The following is a 25,635-nucleotide window of genomic DNA, read 5'->3' as shown; positions in this document are numbered from 1 at the left end:
GATTGCCAGAAAGTTGCTTTAGGATCTTCCGGTGAATTCGACAGGGCTCCACGTGTTGCTTGGAGCTCGCGCACCTCGGGGTGCCGCGTGCCCGATGAAGGGCAGGCACGGCTAGACTGGCCGATAACTATAGCGAGCGAATTGGTCACGCGCGCCTTTGCGCGACGGTCTGTTTTGAACTTGAGGTAAACTGATCAATGTGCGGAATTGTCGGCATCTTGGGGCGCGGTCCGGTCGCAGATCGTCTCATCGATTCACTGAAGCGACTGGAATATCGCGGCTATGACTCAGCGGGCATCGGGACGCTCAAAGGAAATCATATCGAGCTTCGACGCGCCGAGGGCAAGCTGAGGAACCTTGAGACACGCGTTCGCTGCCATCCGCTCTCAGGCCATGTCGGGATTGGGCACACGCGCTGGGCTACTCATGGCAAGCCGACGGAGCACAATGCTCATCCGCATGCAACGGACAATGTTGCAGTCGTCCATAACGGCATAATCGAGAATTTTCGCGAGCTGCGAGCGGAGCTAAAACAGCATGGTGCCTGTTTCGCCTCTGAAACAGACACCGAGGTGGTGACGCATCTCATCGACTTTTATCTGAAAGATGGCTGCTCGCCGCAGGAGGCAGTAAAAGCGTCGCTGCCGCGGCTAGTCGGCGCATTTGCGCTTGCAATCCTGTTCAAGGGTCAACACGACCTCATGATCGGTGCGCGCAAGGGCTCACCACTCGCGATCGGGCATGGCGAAGGCGAAATGTATCTCGGATCGGATGCCATCGCGCTCGCGCCCCTGACCGGCTTGATCACCTACCTTGAGGACGGCGATTGGGCTGTGCTCAACCGCAACTTCAGCGTGGTCTACGACGCACAAGGCACGGTTGTCCGCCGGGAGGTGATGAAATCTGGCGCGTCGTCGGTTCTCGTCGACAAAGCAAACTACCGCCACTTCATGGCGAAGGAAATCCACGAACAGCCAGAGGTGATCGGGCAGACGCTGGCGCATTACGTCGATATCGCCACCGAGAGCGTGGCACTGCCGCAGGAGCTTCCGTTCGACTTCAACGAGATCGGACATATCTCGATCGCTGCTTGTGGTACGGCAGCCTACGCCGGCCATATCGCCAAATACTGGTTCGAGCGGCTGGCTCGTATTCCGGTCGAGCTCGATGTCGCCTCCGAATTTCGGTATCGTGAGGCGCCGATGCGCAAGGGAAATCTTGCCATCTTCATCTCGCAGTCGGGCGAGACGGCCGATACGCTGGCCGCGCTCCGGTATGCCAAATCGCAAGGCCTGCATACCCTCTCGATCGTGAACGTACTGAGTTCGACCATTGCGCGCGAAAGCGGGACGGTGTTGCAGACATTCGCCGGACCTGAAATCGGCGTTGCCTCGACCAAGGCGTTCACATGCCAGCTCGTGGTCCTGGCCGCGCTGGCGGTCGCTGCGGGCAAGGCGCGCGGTGAATTGCAGGGGAGCGACGAGGTCGATCTCGTGCGAGCGCTGATCGAAATTCCGCGACTAGTTACAGTGGCGCTTGCCAGCGAGCCGCAGATCGAGAAGCTCGCACGCGACATCGCCAAATCGCGTGACGTGCTATATCTTGGTCGCGGCACGTCGTTTCCACTGGCCTTGGAGGGGGCGCTGAAGCTGAAGGAGATCTCCTACATTCACGCCGAGGGCTATGCGGCCGGAGAGCTCAAGCACGGCCCGATCGCCTTGATCGACGAGAGCGTTCCCGTAGTCGTCATTGCTCCCTGCGACCGGGTGTTCGAAAAGACCATCTCTAACATGCAGGAGGTCGCCGCACGCGGCGGCAAGATTATCCTGATAACGGACGCCCGGGGAGCCGCAGAGGTATCCATGGATTCACTCGCGACGATTGTGCTGCCGGAGATGGGTACGACATTTGCGTCGATTGTCTATGCCATTCCGGTGCAGCTTTTGGCCTACCACACGGCCACCCTGATGGGCACGGACGTCGACCAACCCCGAAATCTCGCGAAATCGGTAACCGTCGAATGAGGCAAGGTGACGCGACCTGCATTTGTCGAGGTCAGATACCGAATGCGCACAAGCCTCTGTCAAAAACGCACCTCGGCCCAAATCGCAGGCTCGCGAGCTGTTCTAGCACGACATCTCACGGAGCTCTTCCCTGCCGCTCGTATGCCACGCATCTCGCCCTTCCTTTCATTGCATGTCGGTGCGCTCGATGAGAAATTTTGCCACGCCACAGACAACAACCTTGTCACCGAGAATTGCCCGACGTTTCAGGAGCTTGAGAGTCACTCCTGCGGCGCGAGCGGAATAACGCCCGAAAACCTGTGCAAGTTTTGCGGCAGTTGCCGAAAATATGCCGGAAACGTCAGGCGCTTACGGGTTGGTCGATAGTGCCCTGATGGCAGATTCGCGGCCGTGAAACTGCACTCGGCTGGCGTGAGATTTTCTCCGAAACCGGCCATTTCAAACCGAGAGGAAACTCACCATGTCACCAGCGTCCATCGCGCAAGCGTCAAATGCCAAATCGCGCATTGGCGCCATCTTACGTGCGACGAGCGGCAACTTCCTCGAGCAGTTCGACTTCTTCTTGTTCGGGTTCTACGCCAGTGCCATCGGGAACGCGTTCTTTCCATCAGGAAGCGAAACCGCTTCACTGCTTAACACTTTCGGTGTGTTCTGGCTGGGGGCCTTGATGCGACCTGTTGGCGCGATTGTGCTTGGAGCCTATATTGACCAGATTGGCCGTCGGCAAGGCCTGATCATCACGCTTTCGATCATGGCTATTGGCACCGTCATCATCGCGTTTTGTCCGGGCTATGCAACCATCGGCATTGCCGCACCCGCGATCGTGCTGTTCGGACGGCTGTTGCAGGGCTTTTCTGCCGGCGTTGAGGTTGGCGGCGTTTCCGTCTACCTCTCCGAGATTGCCACTCCGGGCAACCGCGGCTTTTACACATCGTTTCAGTCCTCAAGCCAGCAGGTTGCGATCTTTGTCGCGGCTCTTATCGGATATTTTTTGAGCGAAGCACTTCCGGCCGAAATGGTTGCTGCCTGGGGCTGGCGGATCCCATTCTTCCTTGGCTGCTTGATCGTTCCGCTTATCTTCTTCCTGCGCCGGACGCTGGAGGAGACTCCGGAGTTTCTGGTCATGAAGACCCACCCAACGGCCCGCGAAGTCTTGGCCTCCACAGTTGCGAACTGGCGCATCGTCATTCTCGGCATGATGATCGCGATGCTGACGACCACGGCCTTCTATTTCGTCACAGTGTACACGCCTACGTTTGGCAAGCACGTATTGCAGCTGTCCTCGCAGAACACGCTCTTGGTGACGCTTTTGGTCGCCGTGACCAACTTCATCTGGAACCCAATTGGCGGCGCGATTTCTGACAGAATTGGTCGGAAGCCGGTCTTGCTGACCATTGCCGGCCTTGCCTTGGTGACTGTATATCCGGCGTTGTCTTGGCTTGTGACCGACCCAAGCTTTGGCAGGATGCTGCTGGTGGAAATGATGTTCTCGTTCTACTTTGGCACCTATAGCGGCGCCATGTTGGGCGCTCTGGTCGAAATCGTGCCGAAGCACGTTCGCACAACCTGCTTTTCTTTGGCCTTCGCACTCGCCGCAGCTCTCTTTGGCACCTTTACGCCGCTCGCATCGACTTGGCTCATCGATCGGACTGGCGACAAGGCTTCACCGGGTTTTTGGTTGATGTTTGCAGCTTTTCTCGGCATTATCGCCGCACTCCTGATTTATCCAGGAAACACCAAGAGAGTTGCGAAGCTGTCGCGACCCGAGCGGTCTAACCGGGCCATAAGCCCGCAATTTACCCCGCATTAGCAGCGCGCCCACCGGGTTCTTCACGTCCAAGACTGAACTGAACGGGGTGCGTGGCGGTGCTTGCGGTGATCTCACGGTGGTGCGCGTGTCACTTTGTGAGTCACGGTTCTTCCTATGCAACATCGAGCAGTATCGGGACGACCCGGCGCTGATGTTGATCGGGAATGGCTGAGCACTACCGCCACGCTCGATTCGTTCTGTGGTCGAGCGGCGCGATGATAACGCTCGCACTTTGCGGTTACTTGAAATACGGCAGAGCTCGCGCGAGGGAGATACATCCCTCGCGCGAGCTCCACGTGCGCTGTCAAGCAAACTTACCGGGGCACGTCTTGAGGCTGCATGAATTTCCCCAGTGGACAGGTGTATCGCAGCTCGCAAAACCTTAGCGAGCGATCGAAAAGCTTGATCGTGCCTGGTGCACCGAGCGACGGGCCAATGCATGACCACGACCCAGGCCATCGCCGGCTCCGCTCGATCAGCGGCGACTTCACGCACCACTAGGGTTCAGACTCAATTGATCCAATAAGCGGCGAGGTGGACGGCGGCCAAGAAGTTTCTGGCAAGTTTGTCGTAGCGAGTAGCAACACGCCTGAAATCCTTGAGCCGGCAGAAACAGCGCTCGATAACATTGCGCCCTTTATAGAGGCGCTTGCTGAAGCTGTGGAGGGTTACCCGGTTGGATTTGTTTGGAATGACGGGTTTCGCGCCGCGATTGACGATTTTGGCGCGAAAGCCGTCGCCATCGTAGCCTTTGTCCCCAATGAGGGAAGACATGGGCGGCGCGAGCTTCAAAAGGGCCGGCCCTGCGGCAATGTCTGCGGCTTGTCCCGGAGTGAGATGAAATGCGCAAGGTTTGCAATCAGGGTCGCTCAGCGCGTGGATTTTCGTGGTCCGCCCACCGCGCGAGCGGCCGATCGCCTGTTCACACTCCCCCCTTTTCCGCCGCTCGCCGAGCGATGCGCTTTGATCGAGGTGGAGTCGATCGACAAAGCCACTCGGTCCTTGCCGCAGCGCGCGAGCGCTTCAAAGATCGCCTGCCAATCTCCGCGCTTCGCCCAGCGATTGAACCGATTGTAGATCGTCGTGTAAGGGCCATAGTCGGACGGGCAATCGCGCCAGCGTGCGCCGCACTGGAGCATGTGAATGATACCGCTGATAATGCGTCGATCGTCTTCGCGCGCCGGGCCGGTCTGGTTCGTTGGCAGATGCGGCTCTATCTGAGCCCACTGCTTGTCGTTGAGCCAGAACAGTCCTTTGCGCATCGAAGTCCCCCGTGCCGAATCAACTTGGCACGAGGGAATCAGAACTCGCTAATTAGGTACAGACCCTAGTTTGCGCGGATGAGGTACCGCGCGCAAGCTGTGCGAGCTCCGTCTCGAGCGTAGGGTTGCGCTTGAACATGGCGTCGATCAACGCTTGCGCCGGCTGCTCGGCCGCTTCCACCCACGTGGCCTTCTCCGCTCGTGCGGAGGGCGCGAAGACACGCTTGACCACGGTCGGCGACCCCCTCAGACCGCATTTGCCCATGTCATCCACGCCGGCAGTTTGAGCGCTCCATTTTACGATTGAGGCACGGGCCGCACGCAAAGCGTCGATCATCGCACCGCGACGAATTTGATTGCTTGCCTCTAACAAGCTGATGAGACAAGGAAGCTTGGAACGCAGCACCTGGACTCCTCCTTCGCAGCGCCGTTCCGCATCGATCGTGCGTTCTTTGAAGTCCAACGCTTTGATTGTGGAAACATAAGTAAGCTGCTGGACCCCGAGCCTCTTTGCAATGCCAGGTCCCACCTGCGCTGTATCGCCGTCGATAGTCTGCTTGCCAGTAAATATGACGTCTGCTGGGCCATATTCCTTCCCGATATTGCGAATCGCGCACGCCAGCGCGTAACTCGTCGCCAGCGTATCGGAGCCCGCGAAACTACGATCAGTGAGCAGGACAGCACGATTGGCACCAAATGTCAGCGCCTTTCGAAGAGATTCTTCGGCCGACGGCGGCCCCATTGTCAGAACAGTGATTTCGCCGCCGAACTTGTCTCGTAGCTCGAGCGCAGCTTCCAGTGCGAACAGATCATATGGGTTGATGATTGTCGGTACCCCCTGACGCATGATCGTATTCGTGACGGGATGCACGCGGATTTGTGCGGAGTCGGGGACCTGTTTGATGCAGACGACGCTGTGCATATGCTTCTCCTAAGATGTTGAGTAGGCTCCCCACGAATAGCAACTGTCATACCACCCCAGGCATTTCGCCGATGAGAGACGGATGCAACGGCTGGCGACTGACGGTGAGACCGTTGGGACTGCGACGAGCTGCGTAAAGCGGACGTGAGCTCTCTCATCTGAGTCGCGCCATAAACGGCGCGCTTGCGCTACTTCGACATCTAATCATTTCTCATAGGGCGAATACATTGCAAGCAGACGATAACCAGCACGCGGCTGACGCGAAGATGGCTTACGCTCCCGGCATGCCCCCCCCAAGCAGCGCACATCGGTTTCGTATCCGCTTCATGGACCAGAGTACCGCCTCTTCCGCACGCTCTCCTACCGCGCCCGGCGATCGAGAGAGAGGCGAGCCGACTCTTTATTCAGAAGCGCTTGATCTCGATACCGTGCCTTCTCAAGGCATAGCCAATCTGGCGCGGCGTCAGTCCAAGCAAGCGCGCCGCCTTGGCCTGTACCCACCCGGACCTTTCCATCGCCGCGACTACGCGCTCGCGATCTGTGACCTTGGCGGCACCTATGTTAGGTCGGCCGGGTGGCTCTAGCGGGGTCAGTTCGCTACCGACCGGCTGAACGTGTGCCACAGCTTGTGTCGGCGGCATGCTCAGCCTCGCGGGAAGTGAGATTATCGGGCTCGGCTGTCGCGCCACTTGCTCCGGCCCGCACTTCCATAGCGTGGCCGACAGGCATTGCCCGTGCCAGCAGGCAAAATCGTCTCTTGCGATTGACGATCCGTGCGCCAGGGTCGCGGTCCGCTGCACACAGTTCTCCAGCTCACGGACATTACCGGGAAATCCGCAATTCATAAGAACGTGAATCGCACTCGAATCGAAGACCAGAGCACGGCCGTTCTCATTGTTGAAGTTCTTCAAGAATCGAGCGGCCAGAAGCGGAATATCAGTGCGTCTTTTGCGCAGCGGCGGCAGTAGCAGAGGAACCACGCTAATGCGATAATAGAGATCGGCACGAAACTCCTTGCTTGCCACCGCCTCTTCAAGATTCTTGTTGGTGGCAGCAATCATGCGAACATCGACTTTGATCGTCTGATTGCCGCCCACGCGCTCGAACTCCTGCTCCTGAAGCACGCGCAGGAGTTTCGCCTGGAACGACGCCGAGATCTCGCCAATCTCATCCAGAAACAACGTTCCCCTGTCCGCGAGTTCGAAGCGACCCTTGCGCGCGTTGAATGCGCCCGTAAACGCCCCCTTCTCGTGACCGAACAATTCGGATTCCAGCACCGTCTCGGTGAGGGCTGCGCAATTCAGCTTGATAAAGGGGCGTTTGGCGCGCGCTGAACGCTCGTGAATAGCCTTCGCGACCAGCTCTTTGCCGGTACCCGATTCGCCACGCAACAGAACCGTGCTATTCGATTTTGCGATCAGCTCGATCTTCTCAAGCATCGCGCGCAACGCCGGACTATCGCCGATAATTCCCTCGACGTGGACCTTCTTACGCTCCGGCCCATGAGGCTTGAGCTCGGACGACGGCTGCTTCTGCAGCCGGAACTCCTCGTCCATAAGCCGCCCGCGATCGCGCACGCAATGTAGCTTCGCCGTCTGGCCCAGAAGGCTTGCGACCATCGTCAGCAGGCGGACGTCGTCCTCGAGCTGCGCATGCGTCCCGTTGTCTGCGATGCGGTCGATGCTCAGCGTACCCACAACTTTCTCGTCGGTCTCTATGGGAACGCCGATGAAGGCAACACACGTATTACCGGCGGCGTCTAGCATCATCTCGACTTCCGAAGAACTGAAGATCGAATGCAGCGCTACGTTCTGGACGATGAGCGGCCGCCCCGTCGCCGCGATTTGATCAATTGCTCCTTGCGGCAAGCGCCCCCCGCGACGCGCGTCGCGCCCCTCGCTCCGGCCGTCGTCTACGATGGTCTCGGGCACCCCGTCATGTTCGAACAGACATACGATGCCGCGCCGCATCTGCACAAGCGATGGCAGACGCTCGATGACGCTTGCCAGCTTGGCTTCGAGCCGGCATAGGCCAGTGAGCGTGTGCACTATTTCAAAGATCGTGCTTAGCGATTTCTGTTGCGACGGCAGAATAGAAGCGGAGGGGCCCGCAGAAGTGGAAGGGCCCGCGTCGGACGTTGAGTTTGGTCTTTCGGGCAGGGAAACGCTGTCCAGCATAATGACTTCTCCGTTCTTTTCTGGATCCTCCCCATCACCTCGATCGGACTTGTTAGACTCGTGTTGCATGCCTGCCTCGATCTGACATCCAGTTCTCAGGGCGCGGGCGAGAGATGACGCCTCGTCATGGCACGCCGGCAGCACTTACAGTGACTAGATTTTCCGCTTTATTCTTTCCAACTCGCTTCGCGGATTCGCCCCGGCCAACATGGCTTCCATCGATGAAGCTCAGTTAGCCGGGTTCGCCAGGACGGATTCACTCACAAGTGTTGCCCGCCATTGATCGGCACTTCGGCGCCAGTGACATAACTTGCCGCATCTGAACATAGGAAGAAAATGACCTTGGCGACCTCTTCGGGTGTACCCACCCGGCGTAGTGGAATCTTTGGCACAAGATACGCTTCCGTGTCAGGCGACAAAATGTCCGTCTTGATTTCGCCGGGCGCGATCGCATTGACGCGAATGCCATGTGAGGCGTAATCGTGCGCCATTTCGCGCGTGAGACAAGCGAGCGCAGCTTTCGACGTGGCATATGCCGTGCCTGCAAATGGATGCACCCGCGCTCCGGCGATCGAAGTCACATTGACGATCGAGCCTGAAGCCGCTTTTAGCTCATCGAACAGACCCTGAGCGAGCAGGATCGGCGCCACCAGATTGAGGTGGAACACGCTCATCCAGGTATCGACTGAGGTCGCCAGCGACGTAAGCCGGGCACCGTTTGGCGTTTTTGGTGAGTTTCCGGCATTGTTTATCAGTCCCTGCAGCGGTGCGCCGGCAAGGCGCTCCTTTATCTGGGCAATCACGCGCGGTAGCGTTCGATGATCGCTCAGGTCGACTTCGATATAGCTATCCCCCTCTGAGTCCCATGGGCAGCGCACCGCGTCGAATGGTTGGCGCGCGCAAGCAATGATGCGCCAACCGGCTTCCGAAAACAATCTTCCGGTGGCGCGACCGATACCGCGCGATGCCCCGGTCAATACCAGCGTCTTCCGCTCACGCAGCGGACGACCCGCTCCATGGGCGTGAATTGGACCACGAGGGCCCGTTTCCGACGATTGAGCTGCGACCGCATTGTCATCTGGTAGACCTAGATTCACACGCGACTCCCTTCCGCTCCCCACGCCTGTGCACCTAGAGCAAAATCTGGGCCAGAGCAATGCAGGGCACAGGTGACGCGCTTTTACGACGCAAATGGCAGGTTCCGAACATCTGGCCTGTTTGCTTTTCGACACCGGCAGCGCCGCAGCAATGGCTGTCGTCGAGCTCCCGGGTGCTGCACACTGCGTGCGCTACGTCTTCGAGCCGAGAGGCTGGGATTTCCATGGCGAGCTGACTGCGTCACCAGTCCACGAGTGGTCTGTGGGTCATGCGCGCTGGACAAGATAGATTAGCTGCCTTTGGCGGAGATCAGGATTCAATGACCGGTTCGTCCAAGTCGCTCTCGGCCTGGTTACGCGCGGCCGCACATACGGCTCTTGAGCAATATCGATTGGCCGCCGGCCGCGCCGTTCATCACACCTCCGTTCGAAAGGACTCTGCGAGCGAGCATGAACAAGGCCGTCGTCCAGAAAACGAGCTGACCGCAAAAGGGTTGCCCAGCAAAGGCGATCCATCTACCGGACGCGCCTCCTTGCTGCTAGGACATTCTGACGTGACTGTCTGTTACGTCAGATTTCCTCGGCAACCCGGACCGCCATTGCGTGCGTTTCACCGTCTGGCTAACGATGGCGGACTCGGCGGGAGGATGACAGAACCATAACCTTTCCTTGCGACTCGAGTTACACCGGAGGGCCCGAAGCATTGGGGGGCAAGGCCGCCGGCGCCCGCTGGCATTGGCCTTACGCTTCTCAGGCGTTCGCCCACCCACGCACCGCATCTGTGGTAGTACGCCGGTCAGCCGTCGCTTGCGGGACGGAAGTCGCCATCCAACGTTCCCGCGACACGTTGCGAAACTCGATCGTGTCGAAGCCAACAGTATCAGACCGATGATCTAGCCCACCATTGTTCAGGCGCAGATCCTGGCGCTTCAGGAAGCCGCGAAATGCTCGTATGGATTATCGATCATGGTCAAGCGCTCCGGATTGCTCTGGTCGAATTCAATAATCCGTGGCACGAGCAGACGGGCATAGCGCGTGAAGGCGCTGGTGGGGGGAAAGCGGATCACGGTAGCGCATCGCGCAAGAAGATACATATCGATCAGAGCGGAAGCTCCACCTTCAATTCCCATTTCCGCACTATGCAACGGCCCTGCCCGATCGGCCTGGAAACGCTTTGGTACGGCGAAGACATCGGGAAACAGACCCGATAGGCGCTCGAGCACCTGTGCACTGTCCGTGCAAAGGAAGACCTTTACAGGCTTTGGATATGGCAAAGCCTTGGCTTTACGGATTGCCATGCAAACCTGACGAAGGGCGAGCTCCGAATTGGCCCAGTACGGCGCATGCTCCATGATATCTTCGCCATTGCCGTGCCGAACATGAACGCCAATGATGCTATGGCCGCTAAAGTGTTCCTCATACAAGGCGTCGATCCGCGCTTGAATCTCAGACCTGAGCTTGATGCTCCGAAAGATCAGTCGTTCGGCTGCCTCGCCACAACGCCACATCAGGCAGGCGTCACAGACAATGGTGTTGGCTGCGTTATCTTCTCTTGCCTGGAACAACTCGGTCAGTTCGTCACGTTCCCGGAAGATCTGCTCATCCGGACGATCGATGCAGTCGATCGATGGCCTATTCCACCACCGCGGGAAGAACGGTCCGGGAAACGAGAGCTGGTTGATCCGGTCGTCGCAAATCACCGGTACCCCAGCGATGTCCTCAACCGGCTCGAAGAACACCGGAAAGGCGTTGCTGAACGGTCGGTCGATGTAGCAGGAACCGCGCCAGTCAACGACGAGCGTCCGCCCGGTCCGCTGCGCGTACGACCAGGCTGACGCCAGCGACCAGAGGCAGTCACCAAAGCCGGTACGCCTCCGAGAAATAACAAAGCGTTCCTTGGTCAAGTTATCAAGCCCTTCTCGTTGCGCAAGATCAGTTTTGTGTGGCGCACCTAGCATCTGCGATCCCGATCCACGCCAATGGACGGCTGGTCACCTAGACGCAAGGCAAACAACCTGCAAGCCCTCCTCCACGGCACCGCGATTGGCAAGTTATGCAAGAGGCCTCCAAAGAGCCCTCTTGCGCATTGCTCACCTTTTTTCGATCACGGAGTCTGTGACGGATGCAGCCGAATACGGCGCAGATCCCAGAGCCCGCGCAGTTCGTTCACGAGAGCTTCTCGCCTAGTCCTGTCAGAGGTGACCCTGGCGAGAAGATCGGCAAGAACAGCTTCCTTCTCAATTTGCATCAGCATGTCGAACAGGTCATGCGAGATGCGCACGCTGTCCTGGCTGGAGTGACCCATGCGGATCTCGCAGACCGTCTCCTGGCGTTCTCGGCCCGCATGAGCCCGAACCCGGTAAAGAGATACATGGGGCGGCAGCGATACTGCGAGTGCAGTCCAGCTTTCGAGCGTTGTCGCCCGCTTTTTGACGAGGAATGAACCGACCACAAGGCCATCAAGCTCGGTCGACAAAAACGCCGTAATCGCATCGGCAACGGAATCTACGATCGGTTCGGCATTGTTGTTGAACGACGTATTAAGCAAAATCGGGACGCCGGTCCGGCTCTTGAACGCGTTGATGAGTTCCCAATAGGAGGCATTGTTCGTGCGGGAAACCGTTTGCAGCCGAGCCGTACCATCGATATGCGTGATCGCGCCCAGCAAAGCACGCTTGGATTCACGCACGCGAACGACGAAATTCATGAAGGGGTATTCTGCGCGACCATCCGGCAGCTCAAAGAACGCGCCCGCATCCTCCTCCAGAACCGATGGCGCAAATGGTCGATAACTCTCGCGCTTCTTGACCATCGCATTGATCCGGTCCTTGTTCGCCGCGGGCCTCGGGTCCGCAAGAATACTGCGGTTGCCGAGCGCACGAGGGCCGAACTCCGACCGGCCCTGTACCCACCCGATCACGGCGCCATCAGCCATCCACTCGGCTGCCCTGGTTGCGACGTCAGCGGTCCGCTCAATCTCGAGGTGTCCGGCCCATCCCTTCAGTTCCTGTTCGATGCTGTCGTCGCTGCCGACATCTGGCCCCCAATAGACCGACTGTAATCGCTCGCGGGGCGCCGGTTGCCCGGCCTCGTTCGACACCATCAGTGCCGCGCCCAATGCGCATCCGGCGTCATGCGCGGCCGGCTGCACGAAGATGTCGTCGAACAGGCCTGAATACAGGAGTTTTCCGTTCAGCGTGCAGTTGTGGGCCACCCCCCCAGCGAGGCACAACCGTTTCATTCCGGTCGACTCACGGTAATGCCGAAGAATATGAAACACGATCCGCTCCAGCGCCTCCTGCAACGATGCGCTCACGTCTCGATGCTGTTGGGTGAACGGCATTCCCCTTCGCCGAACCTCGATACTGCGCAGCAATGCCGGGCCGATACGTTCGAGGTGAACGCGGTAGCGTCCGTTTGCGGAGAGCTCATAAAATTGCGAAAAGAGCTCGCGATAGCGTGCGGCATCTCCGTAAGGAGCCAGTCCCATAACCTTATACTCGTCGAACAGGCCGTAGCCGAGATATCGGATCGTCTCCAGATAAAACAGTCCGAGAGAGTTATTCTCTGGAAACGTCATAAGCTCGGTCATTTCGCTGCCTGACCCGACAGCCAAGAGACCCGACAGGAAGTCGCCACAACCGTCGATCGCGAGGACCAGGCTTTCTTCAAAACCCGACATGGCCAGAGCGCTCACGGCGTGGGCCTGATGGTGGCCTACGAATGACACCCGGGAAGAATCCACTTGGGTACCGAACTCCGTGGCTAGAAGGTGCCGCAGCAGCAGATTCGCATCTAGAGGAATTGAGATTTCCGGTTGTGAGATGAACAACCGTTCCAGCATTGCATTGCAATAGGCTTCAGTAGCGTAGAACGCAATACGATCGACGTCGCGAAGCTCCACACCCGCGGCTGCAAGACAGTATTCGATCGCACTGCTCGGGAGCTTGTTTGAGTGTTTGATCCGGTTGAGGCGCTCCTCCTCCACGGCAGCGATCACGCGCCCGTCCTTGACAAGTACCGCGGCGCCGTCGTGCAGAAACGTGTCCGGTAGTCCAAGGGGGTTTTCGTAGACCTTGTCGAGGCCGCCACTCAATCCTAGACACAGCATCTTGTTCTCCGTTAATCCTGAGAGGCCTGTTGGCCTATTTCGTGTCGCTTGATTTTGGAGTAGGCCGCACGTCCCGGCGGGGCCGATCAGGCATCGCTAGCTGACGAGACATTTAAGCTTCGCACGCGATTGGAAGTTCGCTAAGCCCGATATCTCATTTCGCACACGCGATGCTTCGCTTTAGATCTTATTCCTCTCACCGCATCAGGCGCTGCCGAAGCAGCACGGCCGAGACGAGGAAGGGAAATGCTGCGTAGATGCAAAGTGCGCCCACATGCAATCCGACGCTGTCAACCGGACGACCAAGCATTGCTGGACGAATGAGATCGACCGAATGACTCAGCGGCAATAAGGCCGCGATGCGTTGCAATGGACCGGGCAACTGGCTCATTGGGAAGATCGTCCCGCTCAAATACATCATGGGCGTAAGAATGAGCGACTGGTAGAAGATGAAATAGTCGTGGCTCGGTGCAAGTGCTGAAACGACCATTGCGAGGCTCGCGAAAGTCACGCCAGTGAGGGCGATGGCTGGCAACGCATAGGGGATGGATGACCACTCTGCGTAACCCAGCGCGACGGCCACAATCGTGATTGCGGTCCCGGCGAGCAAGGCCTTGCTCGCTGCCCATGCCACTTCACCGAGCACAATATCGCCGAGCGTAAGGGGCGTACAGAGCACTGCCTCCCAAGTGCAATTTGTCTGCATGCGAGCGTAAGCCGCATAGATCGTTTCGAAGGTTGCGGAGACCATCGCGCTTGTGGCAACCATGCCAGCCGCCAGAAACGAGACGTATGAGGTGCCCTCAACACCACCTATGATCATTCCAAGGCCAAAACCGAGGCCGAACAGAGAGCTCATTGGCTCGGCCAGATTCCCAAGGACCGACGCCAGAGCAACTTTCCGCCAGACCAGAAAATTGCGGCGCCATACCGCCATCCAGTTCCATGGATTAGCAGGGAGCGCCGGCGCAAAACGTTGCCACATCGTTCAGTCCTTTATCTCTCGCCCGGTTAGCCGCAAGAACACATCCTCGAGATTTGGAGGACGCTGCAGAAAGCGCAGATCCGTGCGGTTGACAAGCCGGAGGCGCACCTGCTCTGGATCCGTGACATAGCAGAACAGCGTCTCCCCGCTCACCTCAGCGCGCTGCACTTGGGGTCTGACCAGCGGCAGCAGTTCGTGCGGGTTACCGCCGTAAATCTCGATCACTTGGCAGCCGATCTGCTGCTCGATCAGCGCGCGAGGCTGACCTTCGGCGATCTTACGGCCGTGCTCGAGCACGCACAGGCGGTCGCACAATCGCTCCGCCTCTTCCATGAAGTGGGTGGTGAGAAGGATCGTTTTGCCGCGCCCTAATAACGAGCGCAAGCGCTCCCAAATCAGGTGACGGCCGTGCGGATCGAGGCCGGTCGTCGGCTCATCAAGCACCAAGAGCTGCGGATCGTTAATGAGGGCCCGTGCCAACGTCAGGCGCCGCTTCATGCCGCCGGACAGTTCGGCAACGCGGGCATCCGCCTTGTTCTCCAGGCGCGCGAATTCGAGCAGTGACGGCGTGACCGCTTCCACCTCAGCCGCGCTCATGGCGAAGTAGCGCCCGAAAACGAGCAAGTTTTCGCGCACCGTGAGCTGAAGATCAAGGTTATCGAACTGTGGGACAACCCCGATCCCCCGGCGCGCCAAGCGCGCCCTTGCCGGCACCGGCTCGCCGAGCACGCATATCTTACCTGCGTCGGGCGATGCAACACCCAGAATCAAACGCGCAAGCGTGCTTTTACCCGCGCCGTTTGGTCCCAGCAGACCGAAGCACTCTCCCGGCGAGACCGTAAACGAAAGAGCGTCCACGACGACCCTGTCGTCGTAGAACTTACTCACCTGGAAAAGGTCGACTGCCGCAGCTGACATTTGCTTACGCCATCGCAACGGAAGTTGTTCGCGCCGCTTCCTCGCTCGCGCGCTTTTTTGTCCAAAGCAGGCCGTCACACCATACGTGATCGACGCGTCCCCACTGGCACGCAGCGGCAGCATCCGGGAAAAAGCCGCGTCCATGCAGATTGGCGCTGGTATTGCAAAGCAGCGGAATGGCTGTGAGCTTCTCGTACTCAACGAGAAGCTCGGCCACTTTATGCTGAGAGGTTCTGGAAATGGTCTGTAAACGAGCAGATCCATCGAGATGCACGACGGCGGGAATTTTGTCCCGCCATTCCGGTCGCGTCTGGTGATCGAACAGCATGTACGGATCGGGTATTCCAGGGCTAAAAATCTCCGCCGCACGATCCTCCAGGCATATCGGCGCTACCGGCCTGAAATGCTCACGAAGTTTGATGTCGTTGAGATGATCCTTCATTCCTTCCCAGCTAGCAGCCGCGAGAATGCTTCTGCCACCCAAGGCTCGTGGTCCAAGCTCGGCACGCCCCGCAAGGAAGACCACGGGCTTGTCGCAAGCGAGGATTGCCGCAAGTTCGCCCATAGTGCAGGGCGCGCCCTCCCATTCGGGCGGGACTTCGCCGGGACGAACGGCCGGTCCACTGTAGACCGACCATTCCAGAGCTCTAAAGCCTTGCTGTGCCGCCAGTGCAGAGCAAGCAGCACCAATGGCTGAGCCGCTGTCGTTCGGAAAGGGCGGCACCCACACGACATCGAACAGGCCAGTCGCACGAAATGCACTATTCCACTTAATATTCAGGCCGCAGCCGCCGGCTATGCAGAGGTTACGCGCCCCCGCAAGATCCGAATGCCGCTCCACCACGTCAGCAATGGTGCGAACCAGCAGACGCTCTAGAAAGACGTGAAATGATGCAAGGACGTCTTCGGCTTGTTTTTCCTTCAGTCGCATTGTGCACGCATCGAAGAAGTCGTGCAGAGCTTCAAGTGGCGATTGTGAGCTGTTGATCTCTTCAAGCTCAGGACAAGCGCCCTCAGCATCCGTGGCAAAGTGCGCCTCATAAAGTTCAAGAAACGTCTTAATACAGTCCTCGTCGGGCGATCCCAGCGCGATATAGGCCATCAGCTTGCCGGCAATACCGAGATCCCAGCTGGTCCGGTCTGTCCGCCTGTAAGGTCCAAAGTGGTGTCCTGCCGTCGCATAGGCGTGACCTATCATCGGAAACAGGCACTCGATGAACCGAATGCCGTGGGGCTCGACATAGTAGAGGCGTGGAAACATGCAGCCGTCCCACACCAAGCAAAACGCAGATTGTGCGGATTTGGCAAACGAGCTGGCGCAGTATGCGGATGCTACGTGCCCCGTGACATGGGGATAGCTTTGATAGGGATATAGCTTCCCATCAAGCATGAGGCCGATCCGATCGCGGGACGCCAGGGGGCTATCGCCTTGCCGTTCGACATACGGCGCGCCCTTGAGCTTGACGGTCGTCGTCCCACTAAGAACTTCAAACTGCGACTCCAACTCTCCATCCCAGCCATCAATGACGAACTGATCAACATCGCTCGGATCCAGCCCGTGCTCCGCCAAGGTGCTAACAACGGCATCCAGGTTGTCGATGGTTTGATAACGCGGATTGTTGTTCAGCTTCTCCTGTTCGACACAAAACACCACCCGGCCGTCCTCGATCAGAGCGACTGCCCCGTCATGCGTCAGTTTGATACCGCAGATACGCATAGTGGCTCCTTTCAAGCTCGGCCGTTGGGAGGGATCGAAGATCGCTCCGGATTGTGAAAGCGGACCAACAAGCAGTCTTCGTCAGTCGACTGCCCCTGGCACTGCACGCGTTCGACCTCAATGAGCGCTTCAGTCAACATCGCGATGACTGTCTCGGCGCCAGCGACATGCCCCCATCGCCTGCAGGTGGCATCGCGTGCAGATCCGAAGACCAAATGCCCACCTGGAGCAAGCATCTTCACCATCTTGTCGGTTGCCGTACGCATCCGTGTCATGTCTTCGAGATAGTAGAGCACTTCGGCGACCACGATCAGATCGAACAGCTCTTCGGTCGAGAACTGCAGAATATCGGTCGCCGCCCAGCTGATATGCGACCATCTCTTGGTCCGCTGGACTGCTCGACCGATCGCTCGCGGCATAACATCGATGACCGTGAGCCGTTTGCAGTGAGGAGCAAGTTTCTCTGTGAATGCACCGGCCGCGCACCCGATCTCGAGGCCGGTTGAGACGGCACCGTTCGACAGCGATAGCCGTAGCAATTGGGTGTGACGCTCACGCTCGAACGGATTGCTGTCAAGCCGCCACGGGTCATCGTCAACCAGCTCCCGTTGCAGCGATTGATATGTCTTGTCCATGCTCATGTGAAACCCCTACAAAGCTGTCAGTCAGCCTCGGCCGCAATGCCATCAGACGCGATCAGCTGTGAGGGAGCGCGTGAAAGACCTGCCCCGCGAATTGAGCCGGGCGTTTCCGATGCCTGGTGAAGACTTGATCCAGTTGTCACGTCTTCGATCGAGGCATTCGATCCATCGACGTCAGACGATTGCGCTACTTTGCGCGATAGCCAGTCGCTGTTGCTCAAGGTACAGAGCGCATAGACTTTCATCGGGAGCAGGAGGAAGATGTTAATCGGGGTGTGCAGCGAGAAGCCGATAAATCGAAGCTCGCCGGCACGAAGGGCCGCTACGCTGCACCGAATCATGGTCATCGCGACAATTGTCAGACCGGTCCACCAGGGCACGGTGCCGGTGAGCGCGAGAGCGAGCGCGGCAATCGATGAGATGGCGAGCAGCAGCGGCCCCAGGTTCTGTCCGAGCACGTCGAGCGTAAGGTACCGGTCCAGGCCGGGCAACAGGTGCAAACCGAGCAGCGTGTCGCGGTAGGTGCTCCGCGCCCAGCGGAGCTGTTGCCGCAGATACGGCAAGAGCCTGTCCGGGACCACCGTGGCGGCGATGGCATCCGGAACGTACTCGGTTCGAAACCCTGCCTTGAGCATGAGGATCGTCAGATGGCGGTCCTCACCGAAGTCGCTCGGCTTTCCCCGGAAGAACTGCGTCTCGTACTGGTCGAGCACCAAGAGCAGCGCGGAGCGACGGTACATGGCACACGGCCCGCAGCAGCACATGACGGCGCCAAAGCGCGTCTGCGCCGCGCGCTCCTCGTTGCAAGCCAACCAGTACTCCATGTCGATCAATCGGGTTAGCCAGCTGTCGTTGCGATTGCTGGCCACCAATTGCCCCATGGCTGCTCCGACGGCAGGATCTTGCATCTTACGTACGAGCTTGCTGACCACGTCGCTGGCGATTTCCGTGTCGGAATCGACGTTGAGCACGAGATCGCCGAACGACCGGCGTATCGCTGCGATCTGCGCCTTGCGCTTTCCAACGTTGCTTGGCAGCAGAATGACGGTGAACCTCGGGTCATATGCGTAGCTCCCATGGACCGGGGCCACTGCAGCGACATTTGCAGAGCCGTCATCGACCACATAGACCTGCAATCGCCCTGGGTAATCCTGGCTTGCGAGAGATTTCAGGCAGGCCGCCAGCGTCCGCGGATCTTCGTTGAAGCAGGGCACGATGACATCCACGCTGGGCAGAGCTGCGGTGTCGACAAGGTCGTACGAGGTCAATGAGGCGTCGGTTCGCAGCGCATAAAGCGCCTGCGCGCTCTTATGGACGCTGGAGAGCAACGCGTAGGATGCAACAGCAGCGGTGCTGATGGTGGCAAGCAGGGTCATGGGAATTGATCTATTCAGTGAGTTTGAGGAAGCGACCGGATTGCAAATCCAAGGTCATGCAGTGCTGGAATGAGCTGGGCGAGCGCCGTCACAGTCTGGTCGCGCCGACTAGAGCGAGGGCAGCGTTTCAACTCGTCGGGAGGGCACCCGTCGTGCAGGAGCACGATTGCCCCCGGCCGGACCGAGCCCAGCACCGCGGCAACAATCGCCTCGCCGCCAGGACGAGACCAGTCTTGCGGGTCTACTGACCAGTGCAGGGCTGCCAGTTCGGCCTTCGCCGACGCGGCGAGGGCCTCCTTGGTCCAACTCCCATAAGGCGCACGCATGAGCCGCACAGAAGCTCGGGGGCAGGCCATTCCGATGACCTTGTTCGTCGTTAGGATCTCGTATTCCACCTCATCCGGCATGCATTTGGATAAATCCGGGTGCGTCATTGTGTGGTTTGCGAGTTCGTGCCCTTCTGCAATGATGCGCTGGATCAGCTCCGGCTGGCTCGCTGCATATGCACCAATCACGCAGAAAGTGGCGGGGGCCCGATGCTGCGCCAGCACATCCAGGATAGCCGGCGTGCAATGCGGGTTGGGACCATCATCAAACGTCAGATAGACACAGCGCTCTCCGCCGGAGTCGGCGTAGTCGCTCCGCGCTTCAGTCTCGTTGTCTGCAGACGTCACAGTTCTGGCCCGTTCCGTTCAATCATCTCACCGGCCGGCCATTCGCTCATTGGCCTCGCAATCGGCAGAACGAGGCCGACCACCTCCTCCACGCGCGTCGGAGGCACAGTGAGATAGATATCCGGACGAGCGGACCGGACACGGAGCCCTGGCAGAACAGTCGCCAATCCTTGTCGCCCGAGCAGCCTGGTAATATGTTTCTGCAGGGCGGATCGGACCGTGCCAAAGCCGAACGGCACCCCAAGATCTCGCAACACGGGATACATCGCGCGGATGGAGTGGCTGATGCCGAGCCCCTCGAGGTCCGGGCGCACCCCGTACAATCCGAGTTCAGCCACAAGCAGATCGACCTGACCCACTTTTATGAAGCGCCGAAGTGCGCCGATGTGAATCGCAACACCACGATCATCGTAGCCGATCGCCCGAATCTCAGGCCTTGCGCCGGCCCAGCTTCGATGACCTTCAAAGGGTTTTGCATTGAATGCCCCGGTCGGACCATAGGTCTTCCGGAAGAAGTCGGACAATTCAATATGGTCAGCAAGTTGAAGCTCATTCTCCCAGCACAGCCTCCAACGAACTGGAGGGCGCACCGAAACACCTCGTGTGGATCCGGGCGCGATCATTTCCATAGAGAGTAATTCCTGTTCATTATCTGGCTCCTGACGCAGGCCAACAGTTCGCTGCGCTCGAAAGGCTTGCTCAAGAACTGGACTCCAGCTTGCAGGGGTCGACTCATATCGTCTTCGGAGTTGTCTGTGAGCAGAACGGTGGGAATCACGCCTCCGGATCCAGCCAGATGATGGAAAAGCTCAAAGCCACTCATCGCGCTCGACTGCATGTCCGCGATCAAGCACGACGTGATCAAACGGCGGCCCGATTTCAAGAACTCGTCTGCGCTCTCGAAGGGTTCGGGTACGTAGCCCGCGGAAAACACCACATCTGTCAGAGCTTCACGCACTGACCGATGTGCATTCACAATGGATACGACGTCGAGCGTGTGCGCAACTCGCATCAGATTCGCCAAGGACGCCTTCGCTTGCATGTTCCGCACGCTTTCTCCGCAGCAAGGACGCAATCGGATGCGACCAAAACACGTTTGGTACCCGCAACCGAAGGGGTCCGACTGGAGGCAAACATACGGCGCGCTTGAGCGTTCGCTCAATTCTACGGCGGTACACGGCCGGTATAGAATGGGTTGGCGAAGCCATACGAAGGTTTTCTCGTCCTATACGCCCACGCACATTTGCGGATCCCCACCGTGCTAGCTCGCCGAGATATGACTTGCGCAACAGGCGCGAAGCTGCGACGGCACGGTCCAGATGTCTTGATCGATCCCTGGCGCTGGGTTGAGACGCGCTACGATTTGTAACCATTCTGATAGTTCTGACTTCTCGCGAAACTATCCTTTGCTATCCTCATTCGGTACAAATGGTAAAATCGATTGTATCGATCGTACACATTCATACCGTGGATCACTCAAGATCATGCGTTTCAAGGGCCTCGATCTGAATCTCCTCGTCGCGTTCGACGCCCTGGTAACGCAAGGCAATCTCACTGCGGCGGCGAGAAGCATCAACCTCAGTCAACCTGCCATGAGTGCTGCCGTCGCGCGGCTTCGCACTTACTTTCGCGATGAGCTATTCACGATGAGGGGCCGGAAGCTTGTCCCAACGCCGCGGGCTCAAGCGCTCGCACTCCCGATTCGCGAGGCTCTCGCTCACATTCAGCTCTCCATCATTTCTCCGGACGGCTTCACTCCGTCTCAATCGAATCGGCGATTCAGGATTATCCTGTCCGACTTCATGACTGTCGTGTTTCTTCGACGAATTGTGGACCGCGTCGCGCGGGAAGCTCCGACAATCAATTTCGAGTTGCTGCCGCCCGTAGACGAACCCGATGAACTTCTCCGGCGCGGTGAAGTCGATTTTCTGGTGTATCCGGAGATGTTCATGTCGAGCGCGCATCCCAAGGCGGCGCTGTTCGAGGACACTTTCGTTTGCGTGGGCTGCCCCATGAACAAGCAGCTGGCTCCGCGACTTACGTTCGAGATGTACACGTCGATCGGACACGTGGAAGCCCAGTTCGGGCGCTCCCTGAGGCCCTCCTTCCACGAATGGCTCTTGCTCGAGCATGGTTTCAAGATACGCACCGAGGTGGCTGTGCAAGGTTTTGGTATGATTCCGCCTATGTTATTGGGCACCAACCGTATCGCGAGCATGCCCTCAAGACTGGTCAGCCATTTCGCAAACACGATGCCCCTGCGGGTCATCGAACCTCCGCTGCGACTTCTCACATTCACCGAGGCCGTCCAATGGCCGGCCATTCATAATACTGATCCTGCAAGCATTTGGATGCGCGACATGTTCTTGCAACAGGCATCCATGATGATCTCTCCGTCCGAGACCAACCAATGTCACTTCTAGGATTGTTCGGCCGTTTGCGACCTACTCTTCGTTAACCAGATCTACGCCAGGCTCGAAGCTCCGGTCCTCGCTGGTGTTCGGCCTGTCGACATTGGCGCGCTTGAGCGTAGTTTGATCGCGCCGGCGGCGCTATGGATCCCGCGCTGCCGTGACCATCGCGCCAGGATCAACCTGGATCCACTCGCCATGAGCTCGCGAAATTGTTCCGCTGCGCGCGTACGTGGAGGATGAGTGTTTATGATGAAAGGACGGCAACTGTGCCAATGTACGGCGCACGGAAGCGCTCGCCGCTCCCATTCGCCAAGCCCTGCTCCACCTGCAGCTCTTGATCATTTCGGGCGACATGGTCAATCCAGCCACACCGGACCGTGGGACATCCTTTCGGATCTCGCGACAATCGTGTTATTTTCGAAAGTGTCGTGGCGGGTGGCGCGCGGGATGCCGCGCCGTTTGTCCCGAGTTACGGCCTCTTACCGGTGACCCCGAAGAGCTACTTCGGTGCGGTAACATGATTTGCCTTTCTTATCCAAAGCATCTATGTCCAGCGCTCGCACACCAAAGCGATACTGTTCGAGAATGAAACTGAGTGAGCTTCCGAACGAGCAAGCCATTACCCGCGACAGCTGCGCGGCGCTGCGCAACACTGATCCGGCTCACGTGTGATATGCGAGCTATTGCTGTAGGAGCTATGGCACCTCCTTGTTTTCCCAGGCGTGGCCGCGCGGCGCCGGGGCCCGTTGAGCCGTTTTGAGCGCCTCCACGTTCAACGGATACTGGAGCGATCCTTCGGGGCTTGGTCCTCAATCGCGAGTAGCGTTTCGCCAGCCGCGCGAGCAGGCGCCTGCGTTGAGATACATGCCGGGAATGGTTTTGCGGCGCGCCTTATCCGGCGCTTTGCGTCGCAGACTTGCGCCGTTGAAGAGCAGCCATCATCTTTGGCATTCCAAAACCGATGTTGCCACGCGCGAACAACGCCTTCGCGCCCACAAAGCTATCTCAACAGGACTAGCAGCGTGTCGAAGACGCTGTTAGGCGCCGAGCGGGGGGCCACGCCACGATGTGGTGGTAGGACTAATCTGCGATGATTGATCAATCAACGCTCGGCTCAACGATAGATCACAGCAAGGATTGCGACCAAAAGAGGCCCATCTGATCAGATCAGTACCGTGTCCGGGCCGCGATTCGCGAAGCTGTGTCGCAAGAGCAAGCGGGCTGCATGTACCTGCTTTCGCTTCGCGTGGCGATCAGATAGCAGATGGCCACTGCTGGGGCGGCGTCCAGCAGAAATTGCACAGTTTCGGTTAGAGCAGTGTTGGACAAACGGGAAGCAAAGGCCGTGTTGCACAACGGCACCACACGAACGCACCTGTCACATTCTTTCGCGCACGTCGCCGCTCCGTCTCCTTTTTGCCCCACCACAGCCAAACGGCTTCGTCACGTGCAGCGAAGGTGTGGCAATCAAAGGAGCTTACTCTTGGAGAAGCCGAGCGGAGTCTACGATCCCGAGGATCTCGCGAGCTTGGGAAACCTTTTCGATCGAGCAATCGCGTCTTTACCGACATGCATGCGAACCAGCGAGAATCGCGCGGCGATCGCCAGACTTGTGATGCAACGCGCAGCGAGGGACGAATTGGCGTCGCTGGTGAACTTGATGCTTGCACTTGTCTCGGCTGGTTGATCAACAGCATGCGCTCAGTGCTTCTGGGGTTCGCAGCAAGAGACCATCATCTAGATCATTGAAATCGCTTGATTCTCACGTGACGTCAGGTTGTAGGTTGCAAATTGAGGACCATGACAAACGCCACACCACGACGGCGCCGATGGCGCATTGGAGAACTTGCTGAGGCGACCGGCGTAACGGTACGCACTCTGCATCATTACGAACATACCGGGTTGTTGACGGTCGCGGAACGTACCGGTGGCGGTCACCGCATGTACGATCGTGAAAGCCTACAACGCGTCTCTCAGATACGGGCGCTACGTGAGCTCGGCTTCTCGCTTCCTGAGATCCGCAAAGCCATCGAGGGACGGACGTCTCTCACGGATCTATTGCGCAACCATCTGGAGCGAATTGAAGGTTACGTCGCGCGGGCGACACTATTACGGGATCGATTGCGCAATATGACGACGCAAGGTGAGACAGAAGTTAGTGTAGGCGAGTTGCCAGCCACGTTAGATGCAATGTCGCGGATTGAGGAGCGTACCCCCTCGGCCATCTGCACGTGCGCCTCTAACGCTAGCCGCGAAGATCGGTGGCGGAAGATTCGGGACGAGCTACGAAGCTGCATGGATCGGGGGGAGCCGCCATGCAGTGAGCGACCAAATGCGGTCGCGCGTCAGGCCCGTTTGCTGCTGACTGAGATCGCAGGAGTTGACTCGACCGTCTCGATGATACTGAAGGTGCTGACGCGATTGACCGAACCACACAATCTCGCCGGCTGGGATGCGAGCCTCATGCGATACCTGGATCTCGCCCTCGCCGCGCTGGAGAACCAGCTCGGAAAGAGTTGACGCACCCGGCTGCTCGGACGCGGTTGCTCGAATGTCTCTAACTCAATGAGCTGATGCTGATCCTTGTCTGACTGAGGATCGTTGGCCCGTAGCAATTCGCCTGCGAATGTGCGTTGTCGGCACTCTTGGACTTTCGCCCTGCCAACCTCGACGAGCACGCTACGAAGTACTTGATTCCTACGTAGCGTCTAATTGTACCTCTAAAAGCATCGACGCAGCGGCGGCGGCGACGGACAGAGCGCCGGCTAGGCCGATGGAGACTCCAATGATCTGCATCACTTTCGGAAGTTTCCCGGTGAGAGCGCTGGGCGAGAACAAGTCGGTGAATGATCGTCTGTGGCCATTGCCGGCGACTCCGCAAACGGCACGCTCTTTACCTTCATGCCGGACTCGACGAAGAATGCTGCAGGGGCAGCCGCTGTCGCCAAGCTCAAGGGTCCAAGCGAATCTGCCGCAGGTTGCACGCTACGCTTATGCCGCAGTTCAAGCATGGGCAGGCTCGGTCAGACGGGCGGGCACCTTCGATGCCAGGCGGGTCGCTGCGGCCGAACCTCGGGCTCAGTCGAAAGGGCCATTGCAACGGTTCGATTCGACTTCAAGGGAGACAATGCCCCTCCTGGTTTCGTCGTTAACCGCTGGCGCGACAATACCGTCGAAGGGTCGCGCAGACCTGAGCGCCCGCACCAACACCGCACGGAGCGTTGAATGATGAACCATCGTCGGCCTGGCGATTACGCGCTGGTCACGTGCGTCGCAGTCGCCGCAGTCGCGGCATTTCTCGCCCTCGCGCCAATGCTATCACGGCTGTCGTGCGCGCCCGAGCGGCCGCCCGAAGAGTACGTTCCCATTCGTCTGGTACCACTGGAGTGAGCATCACTTCCACAATCGTACGGCCGACGAACATCGGTGGCTTTTTCCACCTAGTGACACTGATGCGCACCTCGCTCTCGGGAGTGAGCTGCCAGGACCTCTTTAGAAGGAACGTAG

At 58.6% G+C, this 25,635-nt stretch carries 17 protein-coding genes and 1 pseudogene; 4 read left to right on the top strand and 14 right to left on the bottom strand.

Annotated elements, in window-relative coordinates:
- The first annotated feature begins 197 nt into the window (after positions 1-197).
- Positions 198-2,024 carry a glutamine--fructose-6-phosphate transaminase (isomerizing) gene (glmS, locus tag ABIB00_RS35020; RefSeq protein WP_354107499.1) on the top strand — a complete coding sequence of 609 codons (1,827 nt, stop codon included), beginning with the start codon at positions 198-200 and terminating at the stop codon, positions 2,022-2,024.
- A 460-nt stretch (positions 2,025-2,484) separates the two neighbouring features.
- Complete coding sequence (locus ABIB00_RS35015; RefSeq protein ID WP_354107498.1) at positions 2,485-3,834, top strand: MFS transporter; 1,350 nt, start codon at positions 2,485-2,487, stop codon at positions 3,832-3,834.
- 510 nt (positions 3,835-4,344) lie between these two features.
- Here ABIB00_RS35015 and ABIB00_RS35010 read toward each other — a convergent pair.
- The 14 genes and pseudogenes from ABIB00_RS35010 to ABIB00_RS34945 all read right to left on the bottom strand — a co-directional run bounded on the left by ABIB00_RS35010 (position 4,345) and on the right by ABIB00_RS34945 (position 20,738).
- Positions 4,345-5,096 (bottom strand): annotated as a pseudogene (locus tag ABIB00_RS35010) (IS5 family transposase).
- Positions 5,097-5,148: 52 nt separating this feature from the next.
- On the bottom strand, positions 5,149-6,018 hold the full coding sequence (locus ABIB00_RS35005) for an electron transfer flavoprotein subunit beta/FixA family protein (RefSeq protein ID WP_354107497.1): 870 nt from the start codon (positions 6,016-6,018) through the stop codon (positions 5,149-5,151).
- A 404-nt stretch (positions 6,019-6,422) separates the two neighbouring features.
- Positions 6,423-8,264 carry a nif-specific transcriptional activator NifA gene (gene nifA, locus ABIB00_RS35000; protein WP_354107496.1) on the bottom strand — a complete coding sequence of 614 codons (1,842 nt, stop codon included), beginning with the start codon at positions 8,262-8,264 and terminating at the stop codon, positions 6,423-6,425.
- A gap of 191 nt (positions 8,265-8,455) precedes the next feature.
- A complete protein-coding gene (locus ABIB00_RS34995; protein ID WP_354107508.1) occupies positions 8,456-9,223 on the bottom strand; it encodes an SDR family NAD(P)-dependent oxidoreductase in 768 nt (255 codons plus the stop codon).
- 998 nt (positions 9,224-10,221) lie between these two features.
- The gene (locus ABIB00_RS34990) at positions 10,222-11,250 is read right to left on the bottom strand and encodes a nodulation protein NodZ (RefSeq protein ID WP_502917926.1); all 1,029 of its coding nucleotides are present in this window, start codon (positions 11,248-11,250) and stop codon (positions 10,222-10,224) included.
- Positions 11,251-11,396: 146 nt separating this feature from the next.
- Positions 11,397-13,403 carry a carbamoyltransferase family protein gene (locus tag ABIB00_RS34985; protein ID WP_354107494.1) on the bottom strand — a complete coding sequence of 669 codons (2,007 nt, stop codon included), beginning with the start codon at positions 13,401-13,403 and terminating at the stop codon, positions 11,397-11,399.
- Between the two features lie 196 nt (positions 13,404-13,599).
- The gene (locus tag ABIB00_RS34980; RefSeq protein WP_354107493.1) at positions 13,600-14,388 is read right to left on the bottom strand and encodes an ABC transporter permease; all 789 of its coding nucleotides are present in this window, start codon (positions 14,386-14,388) and stop codon (positions 13,600-13,602) included.
- A 3-nt stretch (positions 14,389-14,391) separates the two neighbouring features.
- Positions 14,392-15,306 carry a nodulation factor ABC transporter ATP-binding protein NodI gene (gene nodI, locus ABIB00_RS34975; protein WP_247822188.1) on the bottom strand — a complete coding sequence of 305 codons (915 nt, stop codon included), beginning with the start codon at positions 15,304-15,306 and terminating at the stop codon, positions 14,392-14,394.
- A 4-nt stretch (positions 15,307-15,310) separates the two neighbouring features.
- Positions 15,311-17,023 carry a nodulation protein NodU gene (gene nodU / locus ABIB00_RS34970; protein WP_354107492.1) on the bottom strand — a complete coding sequence of 571 codons (1,713 nt, stop codon included), beginning with the start codon at positions 17,021-17,023 and terminating at the stop codon, positions 15,311-15,313.
- A gap of 11 nt (positions 17,024-17,034) precedes the next feature.
- On the bottom strand, positions 17,035-17,664 hold the full coding sequence (gene nodS, locus ABIB00_RS34965; protein ID WP_354107491.1) for a nodulation methyltransferase NodS: 630 nt from the start codon (positions 17,662-17,664) through the stop codon (positions 17,035-17,037).
- 20 nt (positions 17,665-17,684) lie between these two features.
- Positions 17,685-19,040, bottom strand: coding sequence for a chitooligosaccharide synthase NodC (gene nodC / locus ABIB00_RS34960; RefSeq protein WP_354107490.1), 1,356 nt, complete (start codon positions 19,038-19,040; stop codon positions 17,685-17,687).
- Positions 19,041-19,054: 14 nt separating this feature from the next.
- Complete coding sequence (gene nodB, locus ABIB00_RS34955; protein WP_354107489.1) at positions 19,055-19,714, bottom strand: chitooligosaccharide deacetylase NodB; 660 nt, start codon at positions 19,712-19,714, stop codon at positions 19,055-19,057.
- Positions 19,711-20,343, bottom strand: a complete 633-nt coding sequence (locus tag ABIB00_RS34950) for a NodA family N-acyltransferase (protein WP_354107488.1) — start codon at positions 20,341-20,343, stop codon at positions 19,711-19,713. Before ABIB00_RS34950 ends, nodB begins: the two co-directional genes overlap by 4 nt.
- Complete coding sequence (locus ABIB00_RS34945; RefSeq protein ID WP_354107487.1) at positions 20,334-20,738, bottom strand: response regulator transcription factor; 405 nt, start codon at positions 20,736-20,738, stop codon at positions 20,334-20,336. The genes ABIB00_RS34950 and ABIB00_RS34945 overlap by 10 nt, the downstream gene beginning before the upstream one ends.
- 460 nt (positions 20,739-21,198) lie before the next feature.
- Between ABIB00_RS34945 and ABIB00_RS34940 the strand changes: the two genes are divergently transcribed.
- Positions 21,199-22,137 (top strand): LysR family transcriptional regulator, encoded by a 939-nt coding sequence (locus tag ABIB00_RS34940; protein ID WP_354107486.1) that lies wholly within the window; start codon positions 21,199-21,201, stop codon positions 22,135-22,137.
- Between the two features lie 1,791 nt (positions 22,138-23,928).
- Positions 23,929-24,648, top strand: a complete 720-nt coding sequence (locus ABIB00_RS34935; protein WP_354107485.1) for a MerR family transcriptional regulator — start codon at positions 23,929-23,931, stop codon at positions 24,646-24,648.
- Positions 24,649-25,635: the final 987 nt, after the last annotated feature.

The sequence above is a fragment of the Bradyrhizobium sp. LB14.3 genome, from assembly GCF_040547985.1.
GTDB lineage: Bacteria > Pseudomonadota > Alphaproteobacteria > Rhizobiales > Xanthobacteraceae > Bradyrhizobium.
The sequence above is the reverse complement of the archived record's forward strand: the minus strand, read 5'-3'. Positions and strand labels throughout refer to the sequence as shown.